Origin of the sequence: Caproiciproducens sp. NJN-50, assembly GCF_004103755.1 — a bacterium.
Taxonomy (GTDB): domain Bacteria; phylum Bacillota; class Clostridia; order Oscillospirales; family Acutalibacteraceae; genus Caproicibacter.
Map to the genome: position 1 here is coordinate 3071851 of NZ_CP035283.1, position 23856 is coordinate 3095706.

Sequence of the window (23856 nt, forward strand, 5' to 3'; positions counted from 1 at the left end):
TAAAAAACGCAATTTGACCGCACCGGATCTCCCGCGTTTAAAAAGCGCGGGTTCCCAGGGGCACTGCCAGCTGCCTTTCCGGAAACATCCGCGCGGCCGCCGCGGCTGGCGGCCGCGCCACCGGCCCGCCGGCGGAGCCAAAAACATTTAAGAGGCGGGGAAGAGCAGCGGAATGATCCACATGTAAAGCTGCGGCACATAAGTGATCAACAGCAAAACGCCGATGCTCGCCAGCAAAAACGGCATAACCTGTTTCGTTATCTTGGCGAGTGAAACTTTTCCGATGGAAGACGAAATAAAAAGGCAGAGGCCAACCGGCGGAGTGGTCAATCCAATGACGAGGTTCAGGACCAGAATCAGAGTGAATTGAATCGGGTCGACGCCGACGGAGGTCGCAACCGGCAGCAGGATCGGCATCAGAATGATAATGGCGACGGTCGTGTCCATGAAGGTCCCGACAAACAGCAGAAGAAGGTTGATCAGCAGCAGCACCAAAAACTTATTCGTCGTCAGGCTCAGGATACCGGCCGCAACCATCTGCGGGACCTGCTCTCTCGTCAGGATCCAGGCAAACAGATTCGCGATGCCGACCAGCAGTTCAATGGAAGCCGTTGCGACCATGCTGTCGACAAAAATTTTAGGCAGATTCTTCAGATGCAGGTCGCGGTAAACAAACAGCCCTACCACCAGCGCGTAAACCACGGCGATAATGGAGGCTTCCGTCGGGGTGCAGACGCCGCTGAGAATCAGGAACAGGATCAGGAGCACCAGAAGGATCGCCCAGATCGCTTCCCGGAGCGTGTGCAAAACCAGCTTTAAAGAGGTTTTCTCTCCTCTTGGATAATTTCTTTTTTTGCAGATAATAAACGCCATGGCGCTCAAAACAACCGCGAGAATCAGGCCGGGGAAAATGCCGACAGCAAACAGTTTGCTGACCGACAGGCTTGCGACCGTGCCGGCGACGATCATCGGCACGCTGGGCGGAATGATCGGGCCGAGCGTCGAGGCGCTCGCCGTCAGGGCAGAGGCGAAATCCGCGTCATAGCCGTCGTTGATCAGGGCCGGAATCATGATGCCGCCGATGCTTGCGCAGTCGGCCGCGGCGGTTCCGGAAATACCCGCGAAGATCATGGAAGCGCCCACGTCCGCCATGGCCAGTCCTCCCGTGATGCGGCCGAACAGGGCATTGCAGAAACGGACGATCCGCTCGGTGATTCCGCCCGTGTTCATCAGGTTGCCGGCGAGGATAAAGCCGGGGATGCAGATCAGGACGAAATTGTCGATTCCGGAATACATTTTCTGCGGAACCACAGCGAGCGAAATTCCGGTCGAGGCAAGGTAAAACACGGAAGAGAGTCCGAGGCAGAACGCAATCGGGACGCCGATCATAACAAAAACAAGGAAAGAGATAAAGAGCATCATTACCATCATTGCGCGTCACCCGCCTCTTCATTTTTATTGGTCAGGACTTTAATCATGTCAAACACCGTGTAAAGCATCAGGAAGAAGCTGGAGACCATTGTGCCGAAATAAATATAATTCATGGTGATGGGCACTGTGTCCGCGATGAAAGTCGCGCCGGACTGCGTGAATCCGATCGACTCCACAAAGACGACAAGGTTGAAGCCTAAAACCAGAAGATTGATCAGAATCGAGTAAACCTTTCTCGCGTTCGAATGGAGCTTCTGCTCCAGAATGTCGACATTGACATAGGCGTTTCTGCTTTTGGCCAGCCCGGTCGTGTAAAATACGCCGCTGATAAAGAAGAAACGGGAAACTTCCTCCGTCCAGGACGGCGCCTGGGGGAGCAGGGATCTGCTGATCACCTGAATCAGGACCGTGCAGATCAGGCCCACTAGGCAGAAAATGGAAATAACGCTGAAAATTCGATCCAGCACTCGTTCAATTTTTTTCATAAGCCAATCCTTTGCAGTCATACTTTTATACAAAGCCGGTCCGCAGCAAAATTACGGACCGGCTTCATCCGTCAACTGTGTCTCACTTAAAGGTTGCCTTGATTTCGTCGTATACTTTCTTCTGCTCGTCGTTCAGCGTGGAAAGGACGCCGGGCGTCATCGCTTTTTCAAAAGCATCCTGATCGACATCGACAAACTTCATGCCCTTCTGCTCCAGCCATGCGCGGTCGTCCTTTTCGCTCTTCTCAAACAGCTGGTTTTCATAGGTCTGCATTTCCGCGGCGGCATCCGTGACGACCTTCTGAAGGTCCGCGGGCATGGAATCGAATTTCTTCTTGCCGATCGTAACGTAGATCCAGCTCCGGACATGGTCCGTCATCATGCAGTATTTCTGCACTTCCTGGAAATTGTTCGATTTAATCATCGCGAAGGGATTTTCCTCGGCGTCGATCGTGTTCTGCTGCAGGGCCGTAAACACTTCCGTCAGCGCCATCGGGGTGGGTTTCGCTCCGGCGGATTCCCAGGGTTTGATATAGAGGGGAGCGTTCGGGATTCTGAGGCGGAGTCCTTTCAGGTCGGCCGGAGTCTTGATCTCTTTATTCGCGGTCAGTTCACGGGGTCCGCGGACAAAATAGGTCAGGCAGTACATGCCGGCTTTCTGTGAGATCTCGTCCTCGATCTCTTTTCCGATCGAGCCGCTCGCCAGTTTGTTCAGGCTCTCTTCATCTTTTACCAGGTAAGGAACGGCAACCATAGCCGCGAGCGGCGCCCATTTCTGAAGCGTTTCACCGGTGACCAGCATATCGGCTGTTCCGTTCTGCACGGCCTGGATCACGTCGGTTTCCGCGCCGAGCTGGTTGTTGGGGTATACTTTGACTTCGATCTGTCCCTTGGACTTTTCTTTGACCGTATCGGCAAATTTCACAGCCGCTTTGGACCAGGGGTCATCCTCATTGGTCGTTAAGCCGAAAAGCAGGCTGTACTTCGCATTTCCGGATCCTCCGGCCGTGGTTGAAGCTGTACCGCCCGCAGAGCCTGTACCAGAAGAAGTGCCTGAAGAGCAGCCCGTGCCGACCGACGCCACCATCAGGGCGGCCAGAACAAGACAGGTCAGTTTTCCAAACTTACTTTTCAAAATTCTCTCTCCCTTTCTTTTGTTTGAAAATTATAAACAAAAACGAAATCAGAACTGAAGAATGATTTTTGAGATTTTTTCCGGTTCTGAATCGTTCAGTTTTAACGCTTCCAAAATATTTTCAAAATAGAACCTGTGAGATATCATCCTGCCGGGCTGGATCAGACCCTTTTCAAACCATTCGATCACCTGCGGGAACTTATGGCTGTTCAGACGGGAACCGTGGATCTCCAGCTCTTTCTTCGTGATGTCCAGTTCGGCAAGGGCCGACGCCTTCGGCGTAAAGCCAAGCGTGACGATCCCGCCCGCATTCGAAGCGATCCGGACGGCCTGTTCAAGAATCGCCGGCACGCCGACCGCGTCTACGATCTTATTGACTCCGCGTCCCTGTGTCACTTCCATCGCATATTCTTCGAGGTTCTGGCGGGAAGGATTCACGGCGTAATCCGCCCCAAAGCTCTTCGCCTTTTCCAGCCGGGAATCGAGGAGGTCGCTGACCATGCACCGGGCGCCGATCACCTTGCAGGCCTGAAGGACAATCAGTCCGATCGGGCCGCAGCCGTTGATCAAAACCAGGTCGTCCGAAGTGATCTTGCCGCGCCAGATGACTTGCGCCGCAATGGAAAACGGCTCCACAAGCGCGGCCTCCTCAAAGCTGAGCCGATCCGGAACCCGATAGACGTTCTGCCGGGGCGCGATCATGTACTCCGCAAATCCGCCGTCGGCATGGACGCCGCGAACCTTCAGATTTTCACAAACATTCGGATGACCTTTCCGGCACGCATAGCAGTGCCCGCAGCCGACGACCGGGTCAATGACGACATGATCGCCCTTTTTCAGCGTGTCGGAATCGGAACCCATTTGAACGATTTCGCCCGCGATTTCATGCCCGATGATGCGGGGATACGTCGCGAGAGAATTGGTGCCCTTGTAAATTCCGACGTCCGAGCCGCACAGGCCGGCCGCCCTGACCCGGATCAGGACTTCGTTTTCACCGATTTCATCCGGCAGATGCTCCGTGGAAATGACGAGATCCCCAGGTTTGTTCACTTTGACTGCTTTGTACTCCAAACTCAACATCTCCTAACAGCGATAGACGCATATTCCATAAATGCCGGGCAGCGCTCTCAGGCGTTCTGCTTTGGCAGATCGGTCTTGAAAAAGATCAGCGTAAACAGCATGACGGCCATCATTACAATGACCGGACCGGTTATGTTTTTTTCGAAGGCCGTTCCAATCACGATCACGCTCAGGGTGAAGGCGATTTCAGCTTTCGCTGTCAGCAGGGAAAAACTGCTGAAACGGTAAAGAGCCCTTCTTGTCCGCTCATTCTTCAGATCCGGCAGCAGCTTTGTAGAATACATCCTCCATTCGGGATGCGCCTGAAACAAAGCGAGCAGGAAATAAGAAACCACCTGAAGGACGAGCAGATACAATAAGTAATTTTTGGAAATGGTCTCCGATTTCAATGAAAACAGGTCCGGTATCTGTTCCGGAACAAGGTTGTACCGCAGGATCAATGTCAGGGACGAGGCGCACACCGACAACAGCGCCAGAGTCTCAAGCAACAGGCTCGGCAAGCCCAATTTCCCTTGGATGTTCGAACGCAGAGGACTCATAACCAATCTTCCTTTCTTCCGCACTCCCGCTCATCGATTAACATATTAATACTAATATATCAGTCTGTCCATTCACAAAACTCATGATATACGTGATAATAATTTATTAATTTTTCACAATTGTTGTTATAAAAACCTGGTTTTGCAGTAAAGCAATTGCCCTTTTGCATGTTTTCCACGGATCGCCCTTTCAATGATTTTATAAAAAATAAATATTAATTGCAGCATATATCTGTAAATTATTGTGTCTATTATAATATGGTAGTATCTATATTTTGTTCATATAAGAAATAATTCCGTAATTTTATCTCAATACAATCAAATTACTACAAAATTTAAGTTTATATCTTTACATTATTGCATTCATATGCTATAACTGTCTCATAAAACATTGGACCATTATGAGGTGAATTGAAAGATGCAGCAGTTCGATGTAATCATTGTTGGGGGCGGCGTTGTCGGCTCGGCCGTCGCCCGGGAACTGTCAAGATACAAACTGCAAATCGGCGTGCTGGAAAAAAACATGGACGTCTGCAACGAAACCAGCGGACGGAATTCCGGCGTGGTGCACGGCGGCTTCGCCTACGACACCGGAAGCCTGAAGGCGCAGCTGTGCGTGGAAGGCAACCAGGAATTCGACCGCGTTTCAGAGGAACTGGACGTTCCGTTCCGGCGCACCGGAAAGGTTCTTGTCGGAAACACGGAAGAAGACATGAAAAACCTTGAGAAGACCATGCTTCAGGGAAAGCGGAACGGGGTCCGCGGGCTGACCCTGATCGACGGGGAACGCCTGCACGAGCTTGTGCCCGCCGTTCGGGGCGAATTTGCGCTGCTCTCCCCGAACAGCGGAATTGTCGACCCGTTCCGGTACACCATCGCGCTGGCCGAAAGCGCGGCTGTCAACGGAGCGTCTTATTTTTTCGGACGGGAGGTCAATTCCATCCGCAGAAATCCGGACCAGTCCTACACGATTTCGACAACGGACGGAGAATTCCGCACGCGCTGGATCGTCAACAGCGCGGGACTGGGATGCGGCAGTATTTCCGACATGCTCGGGATCACGGGGTACCGGATCATCGGCTCGAAAGGGGACTACATTATTCTGGACAAAAAGACCGGTCCCCTGCTTCCGATGCCCGTTTACCCCGTTCCGAGCAATACCTATATGGGAGTCCATGTGACTCCGACCGTCGACGGGAACGTCATTGTCGGGCCAAACGCGGAAAACGTAACGAATTTTACTTATTACGGCGTCCCGCAGAAAAGTATTGATTTTCTGGCGGAAAACGCCTCAAGTCTCTGGCCCTGCATCCGCAGGTCGGACTACATCCGGAACTATTCCGGAATTCTGCCCAAGTGGGTGGATGAAAACGGCGCGATTCAGGATTTCCGGATCGAGGTGCGGGACGACATCGCCCCCCATGCGGTGAATCTGGTCGGCATCGAGTCCCCCGGACTGACGGCGGCCCTGCCGATCGCGAGAAGGGTGGTTTCCCTGATGGCGGAGCGGGCCGATTTGAAACCGAATCCGGATTTTCAGCCCCGCCGCAAAGGCCCGGAGCGTTTCGCCGCGCAGAGCGAGGAACGGAAACAGGAACTGATCGGTCGGGACCCGGACTACGGCGATGTGATCTGCCGCTGTGAGGAAGTGACGAAAGCGGAAATCCTTCAGGCCATCCACAACCCGCTCGGCGTCTGTACTCTCACCGGGATCAAATACCGGACGCGCTCCATGATGGGCCGCTGCCAGGGCGGGTACTGTCAGATGCGCGTCGCGGAGCTGATCGAGCAGGAGCTGGGCATCCCGCCCGAAGCGCTTCTCTACGAGCGGAAAAACTCCAGGCTCTTTACGGGAAAGGTCCGGGGCTAAACGGGCCGGCGGACACGAAAACATTGGGAGAAGAAGGTGCTACTCTTGGAACAGAAAGACGTAATCATCATCGGCGGAGGTCCGGCCGGGCTTGCCGCGGCGGTCGAACTCTGCCGCAGGGGCGTCAGGGATATCCTGATTCTCGAGCGCGAAGAAACCGCCGGCGGCATTTTGAAGCAGTGCATTCACGACGGATTCGGCCTCACGAGATTTCATACGACGCTCAGCGGACCGGAATACGCGCAGCGGTTCCTGGACGAAACGGAAAAGGAAAACATCCAAATTCTGACCGGGACTTCCGTCCTGTCCCTCACCCCCGATCGGGTCGTCACCGCGGTGGGGCGTGGTGGACTCAAACATTTTAAGGCGAAAGCGGTGGTTCTCGCGATGGGCTGCCGGGAACGCACGCGCGGAGCACTGGCGATTCCGGGCGAGCGGCCCGCCGGGGTATTCACCGCGGGAGTCGCCCAATCCTACATCAACCTGCACAATAGGATGGTCGGAAAGCGGGCCGTTATTCTGGGCTCCGGCGATATCGGCATGATCATGGCAAGACGGCTGACGCTGGAAGGCGCCGAGGTTTCCGCCGTCTTTGAAATACAGCCCTATCCGAGCGGCCTGCCGCGAAACATCCACCAGTGCCTGGAAGATTACGGCATCCCGCTTTACCTGAGCCATACGGTCACGGATATCCACGGAAAAGCGCGGCTGACCGGCGTTACGGTCTCTCAGGTCGATGAAAAGCTGAAGCCGGTCCCCGGCACGGAGCAGGATTTTTCCTGCGATACCCTGATCCTCTCCGTCGGCCTGATCCCGGAAAACGAGCTTTCCATGCAGGCCGGCGTCCAAATCGACCCCCGGACGAAAGGGGCGGTGGTGGACGAATTCTGCCGGACCAGCGTGGAAGGGATCTTTGCGGCCGGCAATGTGCTTCACGTTCACGACCTTGTCGACTTTGTATCGCTGGAGGCGGAACGCCTCGCCGATTCCGTCGCCGAATATGTCAAATCGGGCAGCCTGCCGGAAAACCGGCTGAGCATTTCAGCGGATAAAAATATCAACCATACCGTCCCGCAGAAAATCAGCGGCAAAAACGGCTTTACCCTGTCCCTGCGGGTCAGCCGGCCCCTCGCCGGATGCGAAATTCAGGTTCTTCAGAACGGTAAAGTGATACAGAGTAAAAAAATGAAAAAAGCCATTCCCGCCGAAATGATTCAGATTCCCGTCAGCCGGGAATCCCTCTCCGGGAACGGAAACCTGGAGGTGCGGGCGCTATGCTGAAGAAATTTGTGTGTATCATATGCCCCAACGGGTGTGAAATCTCCGCGGAAGTGGAAGACGGAAAAATCATCTCCCTGCAGGGGGCCGGATGTCCCCGCGGCCAGGAATACGTCCATCAGGAGTTGGTCAATCCGGTCCGGAACATCGCTTCCTCCGTACTGCTGGAGGGCGGCGCCCTTCCCCTGGCCAGCGTCCGCCTGTCGAAACCCGTGCCGAAGGATCGGATCTTCGACGTGATGAAAGAAATCAAGAAGGCAAAGCTGACGGCTCCCGTATCGATCGGTCAGACGGTGATTCCCCACGTTTTGGGACTTGACAGCGACGTCATTGTCACTAAAAATATTCCCGTCCGCTGATTTTTAAAGACAGGTGTTTCACAGCGGAGTCTTTTGTGATAAACTTGTTGGAAAGAAAGGATCCGCCGGCGGATCCGGAAGGGGCGGCCAATGCAGGAGAAAACACCCCGTCCCGCCATGGATCAGGAAACCCTGATCGAGCGGACGACGAACGGAATCATAAAAATCATTCAGGAAAAAAATTATCAGCCCGGAGACCGGATCCCCAATGAATACGAGCTCTGCGGCATGCTCGGCGTGAGCCGGAACACGGCGCGCGAGGCTTTGCGCTCGCTCGCCACAAGCAACGTCATCGAAATCCGCCAGGGAGCCGGAACGTTCATTTCGGAAAAGATGGGCATTCCGGACGATCCGCTGGGGTTTTCCATGATCAAGGATAAAAACAAGCTGACGAGGGACCTGCTTCAGCTCCGCTGCGTCATTGAGCCTCCGATCGCCGCTTTGGCCGCGCAGAACGCCACGCCGCAGGACATTGCGAAGCTGGAAATCGCCCTGCTGGAAGTGGAGGGGCAGATCGCCCAGCACACCCGGTTCGCGGAAAAGGACCGGAAATTTCACGCTCAGATCGCGCGCTGCTCCGGCAATCTTGTCGTTTCCAACCTGATCCCGATCATCAGCGAGGGAGTCACCGTGTTCTCTTCCGTGGTCGGGCGCCAGGAATACGAGCAGACGCTGAAATCCCATCGAAGCATTTTTGAGGCGATCCGGGACAGGCACCCCATGGAAGCGGAACAGGCGATGCTTTTCCACCTGCTGTATAACATGAACCGTTTCCGCGTCGGAAATTAATCGGAAAATACCCGCGGTCTGTCTTGACTTTTTTACCGCCGTTCTCTATAATGAAGTCGTCTCGGATGGTAAACCGGTTTCCGAAATCAGTTTCCCCAACGCCTTCATCAATCGAAAATGAAGCAGGTCTGTATTATGAAAGAAAAGCACGTCACAATCGATCTTGTTGCTCAAACCGCCCGGGTTTCCAAAACGACGGTTTCCCGTTTTCTGAACGGCAAATTCGACTCGATGTCCGCCGAAACCAGGGACCGGATCCAAAAGGTAATCGAGGATCTGGAATATCACCCCAGCAGGATCGCGCGAAGCCTGAAGGCAAGCAGCCGCCAGACGATCGGGTGCGTCATCGCGGACGTGGGCAGCCCGTTTTCTTCCATTTTGCTCAAAGGGATCAACGACATTTGCAGCTCCAGCGGATACCAGGTCCTGTTTTCCGACAGCAATAACCGTCCGAAACGGGAAATAGATTGCATCCAGAAACTTCTGGAGCATCAGGTGGACGGCCTGATTCTGAACACGACGGGCGGAAACGACGGTTATTTGGCGGAGCTGAGCCAAAGAGGCGTCCCCATCGTGCTGGCCGACCGGAGCATCGAACCGCGGGACGTCATCAGCACGGTCACGACGGACAACTACCGGTCGGCCTATGCCTGCATAAAGCATCTTTTCGAAAACGGATACCGCAAAATCGCATTTTTTACCCAGGGAAACGGAACCGTCAGCCCCCGCGTCATCCGATACCGGGCATATCTGGACGCGATGAGGGAACTGTACCGGGAGGACGGCGGTCCCTCCTCTTATGTGATCGACGAAAACGATATTAAAAGCTGTACGGACAGTCTCGCCGACTTTATCGGGCGGCATCCGGCTGAACGATGCGCCGTTTTCGCCGTCAACGGCGTCACCTCTCTCGCCGTTCTCCAGGCCGCGCGGCAGGGCGGATACCCGATCGGCGAAGGACTTGGCCTCTGCGGCTTCGACGATTGGGGCTGGGCGTCCCTGGTTCCGCCCGGCATCACCACCATCACGCAGGACTCCTACGGCGTCGGAACGCGGTCCGCCAAGCTCCTGCTGCGCCGGCTGCGCGGCAAAAGCCAGGCCAGGCCGCAGTATATTGAACTTCCAAACCATTTGAATATCCGCGGCTCAACAAGCCCGGACCGCGGATAAAAGGACAGGAGAAGAAAAATGAAATCAGTAACCGACAGAATGGCGGAACTTAAAATTATCCCGGTTGTCACCCTGGAAGACCCGGAAGACGCGGTTCCTCTGGCATCCGCTCTGATCGGCGGCGGGATTCCCGCCGCCGAGGTCACTTTCCGGACCGAAGGTGCCTATCAATCCATTCAGGCGATTTCAAAAGCGTTCCCTGATATGCTGGTGGGGGCGGGAACGGTCCTGAATCCGGCCCAGGTCGATTCCGCCGCCGAGGCGGGGGCGAAATTCATCGTTTCCCCCGGCCTTGACCCCGAAACGGTTCTTTACTGTCAAAAGATTGGGATTCCCATCTTTCCTGGCTGCGTGACAGCCGGCGAGATTCAGAAGGCGATCGGGCTCGGCCTGAGCGTGCTGAAATTCTTCCCCGCGGAGCAGTCGGGCGGCCTGGGCGCGCTGAAGGCGCTTTCCGCCCCGTTCACGCAGATCCGCTGGATGCCGACCGGCGGAATTAATCTGAACAATATCGGAACCTATCTCTCTTTCCCGAAAATTTTGGCCTGCGGCGGAAGCTATATGGTCGGAAAAGCCGATATCAGGGCAAAGAACTGGGATAAGATCACGGAGCTTTGCCGGCAGACGGTCCGCCTGATTCAGGATAAGCCCGAATCCGGGGAACCCGTTTCACCGGCGGCCGGACTTTCGGGAAAGAAAGCCTACGATTTCGTCGCGCTGGGAGAAAGCCTGATGAGGCTGTCCTCCGCTCCGGATCAAAGGATCTCCGGCGGCGGCTCCTTTACCGCCTGCATCGGGGGATCGGAACTGAACGTCTGCTCCGGAATGGCGCGGCTGGGCTGCAAATCCGGTTTCATCACCTGCCTTCCCGGCAATGAGATCGGAAAATTCGCCCTGCATGAAATTCAAAGGATGGGGGTCTCCCGGGAGCTGATTTCCATCGACAGCGAAAAGGACGCGCGGCTGGGTGTCTATTACTCCGAGGGCGGCGCGGCTCCCCGGAAGCCGAAGGTCGTATACGACAGAAGCCACAGCTCCGCCGGGAAACTGGATCTGAGCTTCCTGCCGCAGTCGGTCTATTCGGATACGAAAATCTTTCATACAACGGGGATCACGCTTGCCCTGCCGCCGGTGCGCAAAACAGCTGTCGAAGCGATCAAGCGCTTTCACGCCGGCGGAGCCCTCATCAGCTTCGACGTGAACTTCCGCGCCAACCTCTGGGACGAACAGACGGCCCGCCAGGTCCTGACGGAAATTTTCCCCTATGTGGATATCCTGTTCATCTCGGAGGAATCCTGCCGGAGAATGTTTCAAAAGACCGGCACTCTCCGGGAAATCATGAAGAGTTTTGCCGCCGAGTTCAACATCCGGATCGTAGCGACCTCCGCGCGCAAAGTCATCAGTGAAAAGGAACACGCCTGGAACAGCACGGTCTATTCCGCGGAGAAGGATGAATTTTTTACGGGTACGCCTTACTCCCCCATTTCCGTCGCCGATCGGATCGGAAGCGGGGACGCATTCGACGCCGGGGTGCTGTACGGCCTGCTCGCATGCCAATCCGAACGGAAAATGATCGATTACGGCAATGCGATGGCCGCGCTGAAATGCACGGTTCCCGGCGATTTGCCCGATTTTGACAAGGAAGACGTCGAACAGCTGATGGAGCTTCATAAAAGCAACGATCAGAGTGAAATGATCCGGTAAGGAAAAACAGCCTGGCGGACACGTTCCCGTGTCTCCTCGCCGCATTTTTCAATCAGCCCGGCCGGAAAGAAACGCCGCACGTTCGCTTCTGCAAACGTGCGGCTCTTTTTATCAGATTTTATTTTATTTCTGTTTGCCTTTGACGACGGACAGAAAAGATTTACATGGTCTCATGATTTACAAAAGTCGAGCAGCACGTTGAATCGCTGGACTCCGCCTTGTTGGTTCCTCTGCCGCCCATGGCATTGACTTCCAGATAATCCGCATAGCACATATGCTGCTTATTATAATGGCAGTTTTCAACACCGCATTTTACCTGCATTTTGGGTGCGTCCATTTTTATCACCTCCCGTCCTCCGTATTGTTCCCCCGAAATGAAAGAATAATAACGACATCCCGGTTTTTAAACCGGCAACTCTTCGCCGGAAACGGAGGCCGGGTTCACGGGCCGTGAGAACGCGGTCAAGGAGTAAAAATCGTCGGGATTTGAAGTTATTTGCCGCTGCCGCTTTTTAACGGGAGCAAATCGGTCAGAGGGACTTTCATTTTCACGGCCCGCCTCAGTGCGTCGCGGAATTCTTCGCGGCTTGCGAGAAAAAGACTCTCGTCCGGCAGGCTTCCGAACAAATCCATATATTTGGATTCGAAGCGTTTGACAGGATCTGAACCATCGGGATTCCCTTTCCCCGCCGCACCTTTTTTCATTAATTCCAGCGCGTCGCTTTCCAGAGAATTCATCAGTCCGCCGATGTCAATCGATGAATCGTCCGGATAAATAACGCTGACATTTCTGGCGCCGAAGAGCACGTCGAGAAACAGCGTTTTTCCGTCAAGCTCAAACTCCATGTCGGCCCGCGCCAGCTTCGCGGATCTGTATTTTGCGATGAAGGCATCCGTGTCCGCGATCCGGGTAAAGGATTCTCTCAGGCCGAAATCAATAAAAGATTCCTCGTCCTTCAGCGTGACGGACTTGACGCGGAAAGCCGCGCGGCGGCAGACCGCCGCGGCGAATGCCAGGCCGAACTCATTGTCGTGAAAATGGTCGGAGCCGAAGTTGTCGGATTGATGTCCCCTGCGCCCGGCATGGTCCAGCAATTTCATGGTATGATTCCTCCTTTAGTCGTCCCACGGGTAATGGATCGACACATTGGCATATTTCAGTTTGCCTGTTTGGTCGTCGCGGGCATTCTCCATGTGGTCCCTGTAATCGTTATAGCTCGCTTTGGTTTCTTCGGAGCATTCTCCGTTAAAATTGATCTTTGTCTCAAAATGAGCGTCCGGGGCGGATGCCAGTTCCCCGATGTGGTCCGTTATTGCCTCCTGTGTGCATTTGGGGGCTGAATTGCCGTCCATGACCGTGATTTCGTGACTCACGGCGCCATCCGCCTCGCGGACGGTATGATTTTCAATAATATTCTGTTCCCCCGCGTGGACCTGCCGGGACTTCGGGCTGTCCACGTTTTCCTGTGCGTCCCCGCGTGAAATATCCGCATCCGCCACTTCATCCTTAAAATTGCCTGCGGAGTCGTTGATGGAGGAACGGTCGACGTGGATCTGTTCTCCGGACTGGGAAACCGCATCCGGATGGGAATCCCTGCTCACATCGCCGATGCGCAGCGACAGAGCCGCCGCCGCAGTTTGGCCGAGTTTTTTGTCGTCGTTCTCAAAGGCGGAACGGTCGAAAGAGACCGGCTGCTCAGGGTGGTCCTTATTATACGCGTCCACCGCGGCGTCTATTTTGTCGAAACAACCCGACCAATAGTCTGTCAACCAAAAAGGACCACTTGTTTTTACGAGCTTTTATCTAGACATTACTCAGTACCTTTGCAAAATCAATCGAATCCATAAAAGATTTTATTGAAATATAATAATTTGCGATAAGATATTTATGCCTTGTATTAAGGACTTTTTTATGCTAAGCTTAATCACAAGGTGACAGAGAGAGGAGAAGAGGATAATATTATGCCTATCAGCTATAAAAAGCTGTGGAAGCTTCTTATTGATAGAGATTTAAAGAAAAGAAATCTACGTGATTTGGCTAACATCAGTCAAACTTCGATGGCCAAGCTTGCTCATAATGAAAATGTTACAACTGATATACTTGTTCGAATTTGCGAGGCATTAAATTGCGATATCGGTGATATTGCAGAAATCCATTGCAGTTGTGATTCTGGGCAAGTAAATAGTTCAAGGGAGAAAACATGAATTTTAAAGAAGTTGAGAGTGACCAAAAGCTAAGTGGAAGTTACTACACTCCATATTGGTTGGCCGAATACATAATGCGTTGGGTTTTGGAATCCGGTTCAAAAAAAATTTTGGAGCCTAGTTGTGGTGACGGTGTCTTCTTTGATGCTTTACCTAATGTAGATTGCGGCCTTTCGGTCTTGGGGTTTGATATTAACAATATTGCGACAGCAACTTGTAGGGATAAGTTGAAAAATTCCAAAGCAAAATCAAAAATTTTCACTCGAGATTTTTTACAATGGGCAATAGAAAATTCGATGTCCGAAAATCATGAGACATTTGATGCTGTTGTTGGAAATCCTCCATTTATTCGTTATCAATATTGGGACAACGAGATGCAAAATCGAGCACAGCAACTCTTTAGCCTAATAGGAATAAAATTTAGCAAGCATACCAATGCTTGGATTCCGTTTGTAATTGCTTCAATTAAGTTTCTTAAAGCTGGCGGCAATTTGGGGATGATTCTCCCTTCCGAATTGCTTCATGTGCTTTACGCAAAAGGCTTAAGAGATTATTTACTACAGGAGTGCTCCCAAATTCTCTTAATTGATCCAGAAGATATTTGGTTTGAGAACACTTTGCAAGGCGTTATTGTATTGATGGCCCGAAAAAAGGTTGATTTGAATCAAAGGACAGATGGAATATCTATCGTTCATACAAGGGGAAAATCCTTTACCAAAACAGATCCTTCTGACTTATTTGCCAATGCAGATTATGTTGATGGTGATTTTTTAAAGAATAAATGGACATATGCTCTTTTAACTTCAGAGGAAAGGCATGTGTATAGGTCTATTTGTTCACTCCCAAATGTGTTCAGCTTTTCAAAACTTGCTACAGCCGATGTAGGTATCGTCACAGGAGCTAATAAGTTTTTTTTGGTACCAGATAGTATTGTTAACAAATATCACTTACAAGCAGTGGCACACCCAATGTTTGGTAGAAGTGAACATTGTCCAGGTATTATATACGACCAAAAGCAGCATAGTGAAAATGCACGGAAAGGTTTACCTACTAATTTCTTGTATTTTTCCAATGCTGAAGATCAATTGGCTTATAAAGAATATTTAAAAGTTGGAGAAGCGGAGAATTTGCCAAAGCGATATAAATGTAGAATCCGCGATCCTTGGTATAAAGTGCCATCGGTTTATGCTAGCCCCCTTAGTATGTTAAAAAGAAGTAACGGTATGCCTCGCTTGATTCTCAACAGGCTAAACGCATATACTACAGATACAGCTTATCGAATTTCACCTGCTGTAGGAATAGATACTACTTCTTTAGTAATATGTTTTTTAAACTCTCTCACAGCATTAAGTGCAGAACTGGAAGGACGACATTATGGCGGGGGAGTTTTAGAGTTGGTGCCTTCTGAAATAGATCGACTTAAAGTACCCTATATTAGTGTTCCAGATGTGGATATTTCTGAACTGAACGAATTTGTAAAAAAACATTCCGTAGATGAAATCCTAAAGCAACAGGATGAGATCATTTTATCTACACTTGGAGTCGATGAAAAGCAAGTGCAGATTCTTCAAAACGCCCTAACTCGAATAAAAGATCGTCGTCAACGTATAACAGAGCCCGAGGATTAAATTTCTCGGACTCTGTTAATATTTACTCCAGATCAAACGTTAGTGTATACACATCGGATGAGGGATCTGGTGCATAAATACACAGGATACCACCTAACAAATCTTCATGTGCAATCATTGGTTTAACAACTTCTCCCCAATGAATTTGCGTCATGCTATTGTTTTGGATGTATGTTTTAGAATCTGTTCGGGTATTATGCGATAGACTAAGCTCATAAACGCCATAATCTATGCCTTTGATTATTACTTTGAATGGGACAGAACATCTCTCAATATGATGATATTGTGGTTTTGGATCAGGTACCCATGAAGCTGTGGCAAAAACAACGTCTCTGAAATAATGTCGTTGGTCAATGTTCTGTGAAGGATCGCCGACTTTTAATAACATAGAGCCTGTTGCGTGAGTATTTGATCCAGTTGGAATGTTAAGGTCTCGTCTTGTAAGGGGCCCGCTCTTCCATAGCAGCTGATTGTTTATAATCGTAGGGATGGAAGTCCCAGAAAGTGGTATGGTGACGTTTGCTGCTGTTTGCGCTTTTGTCCTTCGTACTGCAGCTAGCCTACGCACATGAGTCTTCATACATGGACGTTGCTCAGTACGATCATGTTGTGATTGAACTCGTGCGTTAACCCTCTGGGTTTGTAAAGTTTCATCTACTAAAAGACCCTGCTGTACCATTTCATCCAAATTCGACGTATCTCTAAGCTGAAATACATTTTGCGGATGTTGATTTTGTAGTACTGAAAAGTCATCGATTACCTTGCTTATTAATGCTATATCTTCCGGAGTTGACAGGTCGAGGCTAACAATCAGACTTGCCTCAATGTTTTTAATCAATCCCCCAGATGTGAGGTTTGCACTACCCGTTATTAATGTTGCTGATATTTGATTTTGAGCTAAATATACTTTTGGATGGAAAATAAATGCTTGTGTAGCAGTGTCAATGCATATTGGATAGATATTTTTATCCATAAGAATTTTTATGCTTTGCTTGGATGTTACACCATTACGGATGCCTACAAAAAGCTGTAATTTATCCGCGATCAGTGTAAGTCTTTCCGCTGCCATTGCTGCACCTGCTGCATTCATAAACGCCACACTAATTAAGCAGCGACTTATACTTGGCAAATCCAGCAATCGCTCTAAAGCTGCGTAATGATCTTCTGTTTCATTTAAGCCTTGTAGTAAAAATTTAATTACTGCCATAAAATTTCCTTCCCCCAAGAATATACTTGCTGCAAAACTTCCACAGCAAGTTGTTCCTACAATAATTTATAATAAACATTAGCAGTTTCCTGTATCTTTCAATCTTCGGTGTTCACCGTGCACCCAATTTATTGCTTCTTTCTGTAAAGCTTCAAGTAACTTTGAATGATCAGAGAATTGGCTTTGAGTCAAGCATCTTCTTTTTTCCGTCAATCTGATAACCTCAGAGGCTTTATCTTCACAGCCGGTTTCACGTTCTGTTCCTAAAATTACTTGACCATCAGCTGATAACAACAAATTTAGAGACTGGTATATATTTTTCAAGTTAGCTGCATCTTGTCCTTGCTGATTTGGTGTGTCTATTACAAAAAAATTAAACGGACTATTCAATCTGTTCAGATTATACAGGTAAAGCCCTGCTTGATACATATAAACAAGTCGTGGAGTATCACTTCCTGATTTATCAATTACCTGTACGAAATCTCTTAATTTAATAAATGTTTTAGGAATATCAATTACTTCTGCAATTTTCCGGCAATAACCTTCAATTTGTTCTCGAATTTCTTTGGATCGCACCTTGGATTTTAAATTGTTAACACGTTCGTCAAGTGTAGCAATATTTGAGATTTTTAAATCTAATTGGGCCTGAAGTACTTCTAATTGCTGGAGGCAAGATTCGTATATTTCTTGTTTTCCTTCATTTTTATAAAATGAAGAATATGACAACAGTTGCTTCGACTTTTGTATACTTTGTTTAAGCTCTTGCAATTTTGATGAAAGTAATTCATATTGTTCTCTATGCTCTCCAAGTTCATTTTCTAACGTCGTAATATCTTCTGTTAATGATGAAATAAGTTTTTCAGCTAAGGCAAAATCGGAACTAACATTAAGTTGTTCAGGTAATCCATTACGATAATGAATTCCACAAACGGGGCAAATTAACTCGTCTCCTTGATTCATAGCAAAGTCAGTGTCTTTATGTATTTCATTAAGACTTGACGATGTAACTCGCAGTTTGTGTTTCCCGATAAATATATCATTTTCTATCGAACTCATTTTTGCTTTGAGATCAAATTGTTGGTTCATCGCTTCTTCTGAAGCAGTGAGCATACGTCTGCCACTCTTTGGGCATTGGGCTATTGATGCTGTGAGATAAGTGAGTGCATAACAGGAGGATTGCCAGCTTTTCAAGGCTTTGCTCAGCAAAGCCATATCCATAGGATTTCTGTATCATCCGCCACAGCGCATCCAGATTGCCAAACTTGCTTATGTCGTCATATGTGGTGCTTCCACCGTTTACCATTTCTATCAGAAGTGTTCTCACCACCTGATCGAAATTGGGTGCCGGCAACTTACAAAGTGCCGAAAGAATGCCAACGTCAATTTTTGCTTCGGTATATGACGGGCCAAGGATGTAGCTTTCAAATCGCTTAAACCGTTCACTGCTACGGAAGAACAGCTTATATTCTTCCATCACATGGCGAAGCGCACCCTCAACACCTAATATCAGCATATTGTTGGACGTTTTCTTCATCAAAATAGATCTCATACCTTTCAAAGATAGCCGCTAATTCACTCTTGACCTTCTCGCAAGCAGAGTACCCGCTTCTGTCAGGTAAGTAAATCTGCACGCCAAGTGTATCGCCGCTTAACTGCTTATGATCAATACTGCCATTTGGAAGATGGCTCCCCCAAAAATAAAAGCTTAAATGATTTGATTGTGCGCACTTGACTACTTCCTGCTTCAATTCTTCCGTAAGTATAGATCATCCCTCCTAACCAATCTTCGCTAATAAATCCATCGGCACTGTCTTACCGTTATCCATTGGCACTTTCACGCCCTGGAATTTGGTATAGTTAACTTTCACGCCATCATCAAGATCAAGCTCAATCTGCTGGTGAGCGATGTGGGCTACTACCTGATCATAGGTACGGCATTCCTCAATCTTCCTTTGCAGGGCCTCAATTTCCTTACGGTAAGTGGCTTTCTCTCGGATATCGTTGGTGGCACCAGACAGCATTTCCAGCCGGCCAATTTCTGCCTCATATTTGCGCTGAAGCGGATGGAGGTAATCGGTACGTGCCCTCGCCACGGTATATTTATCGTAACGATGCAGGTAAAAAAGTGCCTTGAAGCCGTCCTCCCTACCGCTGTCCAGCAGCCAGTAAATAGGACGCTTCTGATACACTTTGCAGTGATCCTTGTAAAAATCGTTCAAAAAATAGCGCCGTATTTTGTCTTTGGCCGAACCGTTCACATTGGGGTATAAGGCGCTGGCAATAAAGTTCAGGTTTTCACCCAGTGTGGAATCGCCGTATACGACGCGGACAAATTCAGTGAAACGCACCACAATATCGTCGTTAAAATAGTCAGCAGAACCAATCGGAACAATATTGTCTTCGTCTGGCTCAAATGAGCAAGCAGTCCATTTATCATGATCCTTAAACTCAGGATAATGATATGGAGCCGATGAAATCCCAGCATATCCTGACCCAAAGAGTAATTCACCATTCTCGTCACAGGGAGTTTGCCCTTTATATCGGTGATATATTGAGTTGAAATTACCGCCGGCAAATACAAGCCCCGGCTTGCCCAGACTATAGCGCCCAAACATACAGCCAACAGCATAGGATAGAAAACTGCGGATGTCGCGGCCAAGATCGGCGTGACGTATAGTAACGTCCTTGTTCTCAACTTCCGGGGTCAGTTCGTCCTGCAAACCGTAAATTTTAATGAAAATACGATTGAGTTCTTCTTCGTTGGCTTTGAGTTTGGCAAACTGTTCGTAAGTAAAGCGCTCCCAAGCGTCAAAAGCCTGTGTTATTGGTGCAGTTCCCTTGCTCCACTTAATGATGGTCGGGCCTTCACCAATATTTACCGACGAGAGAAAGACGGAACAGAGGATTGCGGAGAAAACATTTAGGAGGATGCAGGGTAACTGATCCTTTAAATACTCTTTGTAGCTCATATCATATACCCTTGACGATGCTTTGTCGTAATAAAATCGATGATACCTATCTGCTTCAGTTTTTCACGGAGTCTTGTAATATTCACGCTCAGGGCATTATCATCCACATAAAGCTGGTTATCCCATAGATACTCCACCAGATCGGCGCGGGGAACGATTTTACCAGCATTCCGGTAAAGAAACGCCATAATTTTTAGTTCATTTTTTGTAAGCTCAACCGATTGCTTTTGAAATTCCACACAGCTGCTTTCCAAATGAAGCGTCACATCTTTATATGTCATCGTTTCGGCCTGTTCGGACGGATAGGCGCGTTTCAACAGCGAAGTGATGCGCGCCAACATTATTGATGTATTATACGGCTTTGTAATAAAGTCATCGCCACCCAGCATGATACTGTTCAGCTCATCAATATCGGTATTTCGGCTTGTGACAAAAATAATAGGTACATTTGAAAAAGTCCGGATTTTTGAACATATCTTAAATCCATCCTGCACGGGCAGATTGATATCAAGCAAAATCAAATGTGGAATATCTTTTCTTACAGTTTCTACAATATTTGAAAATTCCTTTATGACACAGGCTGCATACCCATTGCTCTGCAAAAGGGTTGACAGTTCTTCCTGAATTACAGGGTCATCTTCAACAATGGTTATCTGATACAAATAAAGCTCACTCCTTTCGCTCCGTTTTCTTCAATCTCGCATCAGCTGGTTTTTCCGTATCTTTCGGAATTGCCCATGCGCGGCCGAAGCGAACAGCACCGGCTATTCTGTTTTCCTCGCAGAGCTTCTGTATTCTTCTCTTGGAGATTCTCCACTGATCAGCAGCCTGCTGTACGGATATATAATCAAGCATTTTAATTCCTCCAACGTGTGTCTTTCCCTCAGTATATACGCAAATGCGAATGAAAGCAACTATTTTAAATTATATAGTTCACTATAACTATCATTATCAGTACGTTCTCAATCTCATATCTATACTGTAAAATAACTTGACAAAGGTGTTCAGCTCATCTCCGGTGAGTGAAATTTTGGCTGTTTCAAGCTGACTCAGAAGATCCGTGATGCTCTGATACTCATCGGCAATAACCTGCATTTTTTTCGATATATTGTAGCCGCCGCAGGTGCGGGTGTAAGCTTTGAACAGACAGTCGTACTGCCCGGTTTTCCGGTTAGGCAACATGGAAAGGTACAACCCGACCGTTGCCTTGTCTGAGGTACGGATATACAGTTCGTCATGCATGTTGCCGACGACAAGTTCCTGCAGACCGTTTGTTTTTTCTGAGATCAGGTCTTTAGCCCATCTCATTTGTTCGATACCATTCATCCTCGTCATCTCCGTTTTCATCAGAAAAAAGATTAAGCTGCTTTGGTTCGGCGCTCCGGCGCTCCTTGGGATCGTAATTGGTGATGATTACCTCCGGGTATTCACAGCCGCCGTCATACCTTTGCGCGAGGTTGTTGATACGGGTAACAGACAGAATGTGATATCCGGCGTATAGCTCACGGATGTACTCACAGTCGTTGTAGGACACCATCCATTTTCCTTTGCAGCTTTTGAGCGTATCCCGGAGGCGTTTATGATCTTCTTTCCGGAACACCACGGCATAATGCCCTTCGGTTTCGTAGTAGGGCGGATCGCAATAAAAAAAGGCATTGTCCCGGTCGTACTGCCGGATCAATGCCTCAAAGTCTTTATTTTCCACCACCGTATCCGCCAGCCTGCGGGATGCTTCCCATATGAGAAAGAAGGTTTTCCGCACATCGCATGGCTGGCAGCTGTAGGAAGTGCAGCCGCTGCCGTAGCTGTATCGGATGAGCTTGTAAAAGGCGGCGGCCCGGCGTACATCGCTTTTTTCCGCGTTTTCCAGCATCAGCTCCTTTATATCTTCAAACTCCGGAGGGGAAAGGTTGTGCTGCGCCAGCTGCAGTTCTTCCGAGAGATACTCCTGTGTGAATTCTTCCTTTTCAATAAATTTACGGATGACATGAAACTCATCCCTTGAATTAATGGGAAGAAAGCCAAGGTGCCGTAGAAATTCCCATGTGCGAGTTTTGACGCAGTAAAAAAGATTGGCCAGATTGGAATTGAAGTCGTTGTAAACCTCCATTGCATTTTGTCCCGGCTTTTTGCCGAACAATACCCAGCCGCCGCCACCGAACACCTCAATGTATCTGCCGTAATCCTTTGGAAAAAGCCGGTATATAACGTTGCGGAGCGCCTTTTTGCCGCCGATCCAACTGATAAAGCTATTAATAAACATCACCTCCTTGGCTGCGTAATTTTTTCTTCCATTTTATGCAGGGATTGCCGCGATACCGTGCCGCCTTATGAGGAAGGCGTTAATGATCAGGCGAAGCAGCTTATCATTGATCAATTCCGGATCGCTTAGTTCCGAAACGCCGATATGGTCTGTACCGTGATACAGATCCCTTGCCGTATGAAATATGGTGTAGCCATCCAGACCCACACCGTGGATACGAATATCTTTAAAGCGGATACCGCTCTGATCGATGAAGTCTTTCGATTGCTTCCAGAGGAAGGCGTCGGAAGTCAGCAGGAAAACAGCCGCAGCATAGGCTTCGGAAAGGTTCAAAAGCGGAAACAATCCGCTTTTTCGCAGGCTTTGAAATTTTCTGCGGTGTTCTGCGTTTCTGAAAAACATCGGATTCGCCTCGCTTTCTTTGAGCAGCTTCTCTATCCGCGAAGCAAATGTCCGAAGCTGGATTTCGCTTAAGAACAACCGGAGCAGTTCCCCATAGGATACGCAACCGGCTGCAATTCGCTCCGGAAGGCAAATACAGCCTGCGAAGCCACAGCATTTTTTCTTTTCTGTTGTTTGTGTACAGAACCGGCAATCGCAGTCGGTGCAGGTATATTTGTAACGGCTTCTCATGACTCCGGCACTTCGGGGAAAAAAGCCGGGAATTAATTGCATTTCTATTTCGGTTAAGGCGAGAGGTGTACCTCTCATGAACCTCGCTGGTATTGTTCTCATTCCTTTCATCACGCTCTGCAGGGCAGTACTTTTTGAAAAATGGCAACAAAAAAAGCGGCTGTGTTTTTCAGTTACGAAGAACACAGCCGCTCAAAGATTACCCGGCAGGGAGCGTTATTTTATTTTCGAATGTATGGAAAAGAGGCCATACCATTTGGCACGACCTCTGATTTCTTTATGCTATATATGATTTATCCCTCAAAAAGAGGGTGTGCACTATGAAAAACGGGAGTCTTGAATTTCTCATTCAAAACTCCCGCAGCCCGCATAAACACTGGCTTTATGGGCCATGCATCTATATTGGGCAAATGTTTTGGCGCGCTCGGAGGGACTCGAACCCACGGCCTTCTGATTCGTAGTCAGACACTCTATCCAGCTGAGCTACGAGCGCATTCTCAAGGAAGCTGGCATTGAAAACATCCTCCATTCACAATGACAGCTTAACTATTATATTAGATCGAGAGGAAAAAGTCAAGCCCTTTTGCCTGAATATTATCCTCCGGGCCGGAAGCTGTCAGGTTTCCTTCGAAGACGGCACGCAGATACAGAATCCCCAGGCGGCCAGCGCAAGGGAAAGCAGCGATACCAGAATAATGAAATAATGCAAACCAGTCATCGCAACGGAATCCACCATTTTCCGTTTCGCCGCGGTAAAAAAGCACGCTGCCGCCAACATGTAAAACGCGCTGAGACAGGCCGCCATCCCAAAATTATAGCGCTCCCTGAGAAAGATCAGTAAAAAGGCCGTCAGGATCGGAAGCAGACAAGACAGCAGCAAATAAACAAGCGCGTTGTTGGAAAAACCCATGCCGGCATAGCGGTGAATCATTCCGAAGACACTCAGCGGCTCCTTGTCTCCCGGTGTCGAAGAGGCTGCCATGCCGACCGGCAGAAACTGCATCCCAATCAGCAGCGTCTGGATCAGAATCAGCAGAATCTTCACCTGTTTCTTCTGCATATATTTCAATCTCCCTCCTGAAAAGAATTCCCCTGCGAAAACGCAGGGGAA

At 49.3% G+C, this 23856-nt stretch carries 26 protein-coding genes and 1 tRNA gene; 8 read left to right on the plus strand and 19 right to left on the minus strand.

Going from position 1 to position 23856, the window contains the following annotated elements; all coding sequences use genetic code 11:
• Nucleotides 1-147: 147 nt before the first annotated feature.
• From EQM14_RS15020 to EQM14_RS15040, 5 genes are all read right to left on the minus strand, one after another.
• Entirely contained in the window at nt 148-1431 is a 1284-nt protein-coding gene (locus tag EQM14_RS15020) for a TRAP transporter large permease (RefSeq protein WP_128743979.1), read from the minus strand.
• Complete coding sequence (locus EQM14_RS15025; protein ID WP_164919111.1) at nt 1428-1916, minus strand: TRAP transporter small permease; 489 nt, start codon at nt 1914-1916, stop codon at nt 1428-1430. The genes EQM14_RS15020 and EQM14_RS15025 overlap by 4 nt, the downstream gene beginning before the upstream one ends.
• 82 nt (nt 1917-1998) lie before the next feature.
• On the minus strand, nt 1999-3051 hold the full coding sequence (locus tag EQM14_RS15030; protein WP_243112550.1) for a TRAP transporter substrate-binding protein: 1053 nt from the start codon (nt 3049-3051) through the stop codon (nt 1999-2001).
• A gap of 48 nt (nt 3052-3099) precedes the next feature.
• Nucleotides 3100-4122, minus strand: a complete 1023-nt coding sequence (locus EQM14_RS15035; protein WP_243112551.1) for a zinc-binding alcohol dehydrogenase family protein — start codon at nt 4120-4122, stop codon at nt 3100-3102.
• A 56-nt stretch (nt 4123-4178) separates the two neighbouring features.
• Nucleotides 4179-4670 (minus strand): hypothetical protein, encoded by a 492-nt coding sequence (locus EQM14_RS15040; protein WP_128743982.1) that lies wholly within the window; start codon nt 4668-4670, stop codon nt 4179-4181.
• A gap of 418 nt (nt 4671-5088) precedes the next feature.
• Here EQM14_RS15040 and EQM14_RS15045 point away from each other — a divergent pair, with 418 nt between their 5' ends.
• From EQM14_RS15045 to eda, 6 genes are all read left to right on the plus strand, one after another.
• A complete protein-coding gene (locus tag EQM14_RS15045) occupies nt 5089-6540 on the plus strand; it encodes an NAD(P)/FAD-dependent oxidoreductase (RefSeq protein WP_128743983.1) in 1452 nt (483 codons plus the stop codon).
• A 45-nt stretch (nt 6541-6585) separates the two neighbouring features.
• Nucleotides 6586-7821, plus strand: coding sequence for an NAD(P)/FAD-dependent oxidoreductase (locus EQM14_RS15050; protein WP_128743984.1), 1236 nt, complete (start codon nt 6586-6588; stop codon nt 7819-7821).
• Nucleotides 7815-8177 carry a DUF1667 domain-containing protein gene (locus EQM14_RS15055; RefSeq protein ID WP_128743985.1) on the plus strand — a complete coding sequence of 121 codons (363 nt, stop codon included), beginning with the start codon at nt 7815-7817 and terminating at the stop codon, nt 8175-8177. Before EQM14_RS15050 ends, EQM14_RS15055 begins: the two co-directional genes overlap by 7 nt.
• Before the next feature lie 90 nt (nt 8178-8267).
• Nucleotides 8268-8966, plus strand: coding sequence for a FadR/GntR family transcriptional regulator (locus EQM14_RS15060; protein WP_442861464.1), 699 nt, complete (start codon nt 8268-8270; stop codon nt 8964-8966).
• A gap of 135 nt (nt 8967-9101) precedes the next feature.
• A complete protein-coding gene (locus EQM14_RS15065; protein WP_164919112.1) occupies nt 9102-10136 on the plus strand; it encodes a LacI family DNA-binding transcriptional regulator in 1035 nt (344 codons plus the stop codon).
• 18 nt (nt 10137-10154) lie between these two features.
• A complete protein-coding gene (gene eda, locus EQM14_RS15070) occupies nt 10155-11840 on the plus strand; it encodes a bifunctional 4-hydroxy-2-oxoglutarate aldolase/2-dehydro-3-deoxy-phosphogluconate aldolase (RefSeq protein WP_243112552.1) in 1686 nt (561 codons plus the stop codon).
• A gap of 160 nt (nt 11841-12000) precedes the next feature.
• On the opposite strand, the gene EQM14_RS15075 is transcribed toward eda, so the two are convergent.
• The 3 genes from EQM14_RS15075 to EQM14_RS15085 all read right to left on the minus strand — a co-directional run bounded on the left by EQM14_RS15075 (nt 12001) and on the right by EQM14_RS15085 (nt 13610).
• Nucleotides 12001-12177 (minus strand): DUF1540 domain-containing protein, encoded by a 177-nt coding sequence (locus EQM14_RS15075; protein ID WP_128743987.1) that lies wholly within the window; start codon nt 12175-12177, stop codon nt 12001-12003.
• Nucleotides 12178-12332: 155 nt separating this feature from the next.
• On the minus strand, nt 12333-12941 hold the full coding sequence (locus EQM14_RS15080) for a hypothetical protein (RefSeq protein ID WP_128743988.1): 609 nt from the start codon (nt 12939-12941) through the stop codon (nt 12333-12335).
• Nucleotides 12942-12956: 15 nt separating this feature from the next.
• Nucleotides 12957-13610, minus strand: a complete 654-nt coding sequence (locus tag EQM14_RS15085; RefSeq protein WP_128743989.1) for a hypothetical protein — start codon at nt 13608-13610, stop codon at nt 12957-12959.
• A gap of 192 nt (nt 13611-13802) precedes the next feature.
• Here EQM14_RS15085 and EQM14_RS15090 point away from each other — a divergent pair, with 192 nt between their 5' ends.
• Both EQM14_RS15090 and EQM14_RS15095 read left to right on the plus strand, forming a co-directional pair.
• Nucleotides 13803-14045, plus strand: a complete 243-nt coding sequence (locus tag EQM14_RS15090; protein WP_128743990.1) for a helix-turn-helix domain-containing protein — start codon at nt 13803-13805, stop codon at nt 14043-14045.
• Nucleotides 14042-15673 (plus strand): Eco57I restriction-modification methylase domain-containing protein, encoded by a 1632-nt coding sequence (locus EQM14_RS15095; RefSeq protein ID WP_128743991.1) that lies wholly within the window; start codon nt 14042-14044, stop codon nt 15671-15673. The genes EQM14_RS15090 and EQM14_RS15095 overlap by 4 nt, the downstream gene beginning before the upstream one ends.
• A 22-nt stretch (nt 15674-15695) precedes the next feature.
• Here the strand turns inward: EQM14_RS15095 and EQM14_RS16545 are convergent, their stop codons facing one another.
• The 11 genes from EQM14_RS16545 to EQM14_RS15150 all read right to left on the minus strand — a co-directional run bounded on the left by EQM14_RS16545 (nt 15696) and on the right by EQM14_RS15150 (nt 23805).
• A complete protein-coding gene (locus tag EQM14_RS16545; protein WP_205703179.1) occupies nt 15696-16880 on the minus strand; it encodes a phospholipase D family protein in 1185 nt (394 codons plus the stop codon).
• Nucleotides 16881-16958: 78 nt separating this feature from the next.
• The gene (locus EQM14_RS15105) at nt 16959-17990 is read right to left on the minus strand and encodes a hypothetical protein (protein WP_128743992.1); all 1032 of its coding nucleotides are present in this window, start codon (nt 17988-17990) and stop codon (nt 16959-16961) included.
• Nucleotides 17950-18417 (minus strand): hypothetical protein, encoded by a 468-nt coding sequence (locus EQM14_RS15110; protein WP_128743993.1) that lies wholly within the window; start codon nt 18415-18417, stop codon nt 17950-17952. The genes EQM14_RS15105 and EQM14_RS15110 overlap by 41 nt, the downstream gene beginning before the upstream one ends.
• A 238-nt stretch (nt 18418-18655) precedes the next feature.
• The gene (locus EQM14_RS15115) at nt 18656-19849 is read right to left on the minus strand and encodes a hypothetical protein (RefSeq protein ID WP_128743994.1); all 1194 of its coding nucleotides are present in this window, start codon (nt 19847-19849) and stop codon (nt 18656-18658) included.
• Complete coding sequence (locus EQM14_RS15120) at nt 19846-20511, minus strand: response regulator transcription factor (RefSeq protein WP_128743995.1); 666 nt, start codon at nt 20509-20511, stop codon at nt 19846-19848. Before EQM14_RS15120 ends, EQM14_RS15115 begins: the two co-directional genes overlap by 4 nt.
• Before the next feature lie 7 nt (nt 20512-20518).
• A complete protein-coding gene (locus EQM14_RS15125) occupies nt 20519-20704 on the minus strand; it encodes a helix-turn-helix domain-containing protein (RefSeq protein WP_128743996.1) in 186 nt (61 codons plus the stop codon).
• Between the two features lie 96 nt (nt 20705-20800).
• Entirely contained in the window at nt 20801-21175 is a 375-nt protein-coding gene (locus EQM14_RS15130) for a hypothetical protein (RefSeq protein ID WP_128743997.1), read from the minus strand.
• Complete coding sequence (locus EQM14_RS15135; protein ID WP_243112839.1) at nt 21144-22106, minus strand: DNA adenine methylase; 963 nt, start codon at nt 22104-22106, stop codon at nt 21144-21146. The genes EQM14_RS15130 and EQM14_RS15135 overlap by 32 nt, the downstream gene beginning before the upstream one ends.
• 39 nt (nt 22107-22145) lie before the next feature.
• On the minus strand, nt 22146-22856 hold the full coding sequence (locus EQM14_RS15140; RefSeq protein ID WP_205703180.1) for a hypothetical protein: 711 nt from the start codon (nt 22854-22856) through the stop codon (nt 22146-22148).
• 305 nt (nt 22857-23161) lie between these two features.
• Nucleotides 23162-23238 (minus strand) — tRNA-Arg (locus EQM14_RS15145).
• A gap of 123 nt (nt 23239-23361) precedes the next feature.
• Nucleotides 23362-23805: a hypothetical protein gene (locus EQM14_RS15150; RefSeq protein ID WP_128744000.1), complete on the minus strand. Its 444-nt coding sequence runs from the start codon at nt 23803-23805 to the stop codon at nt 23362-23364.
• Between the last annotated feature and the right edge of the window lie 51 nt (nt 23806-23856).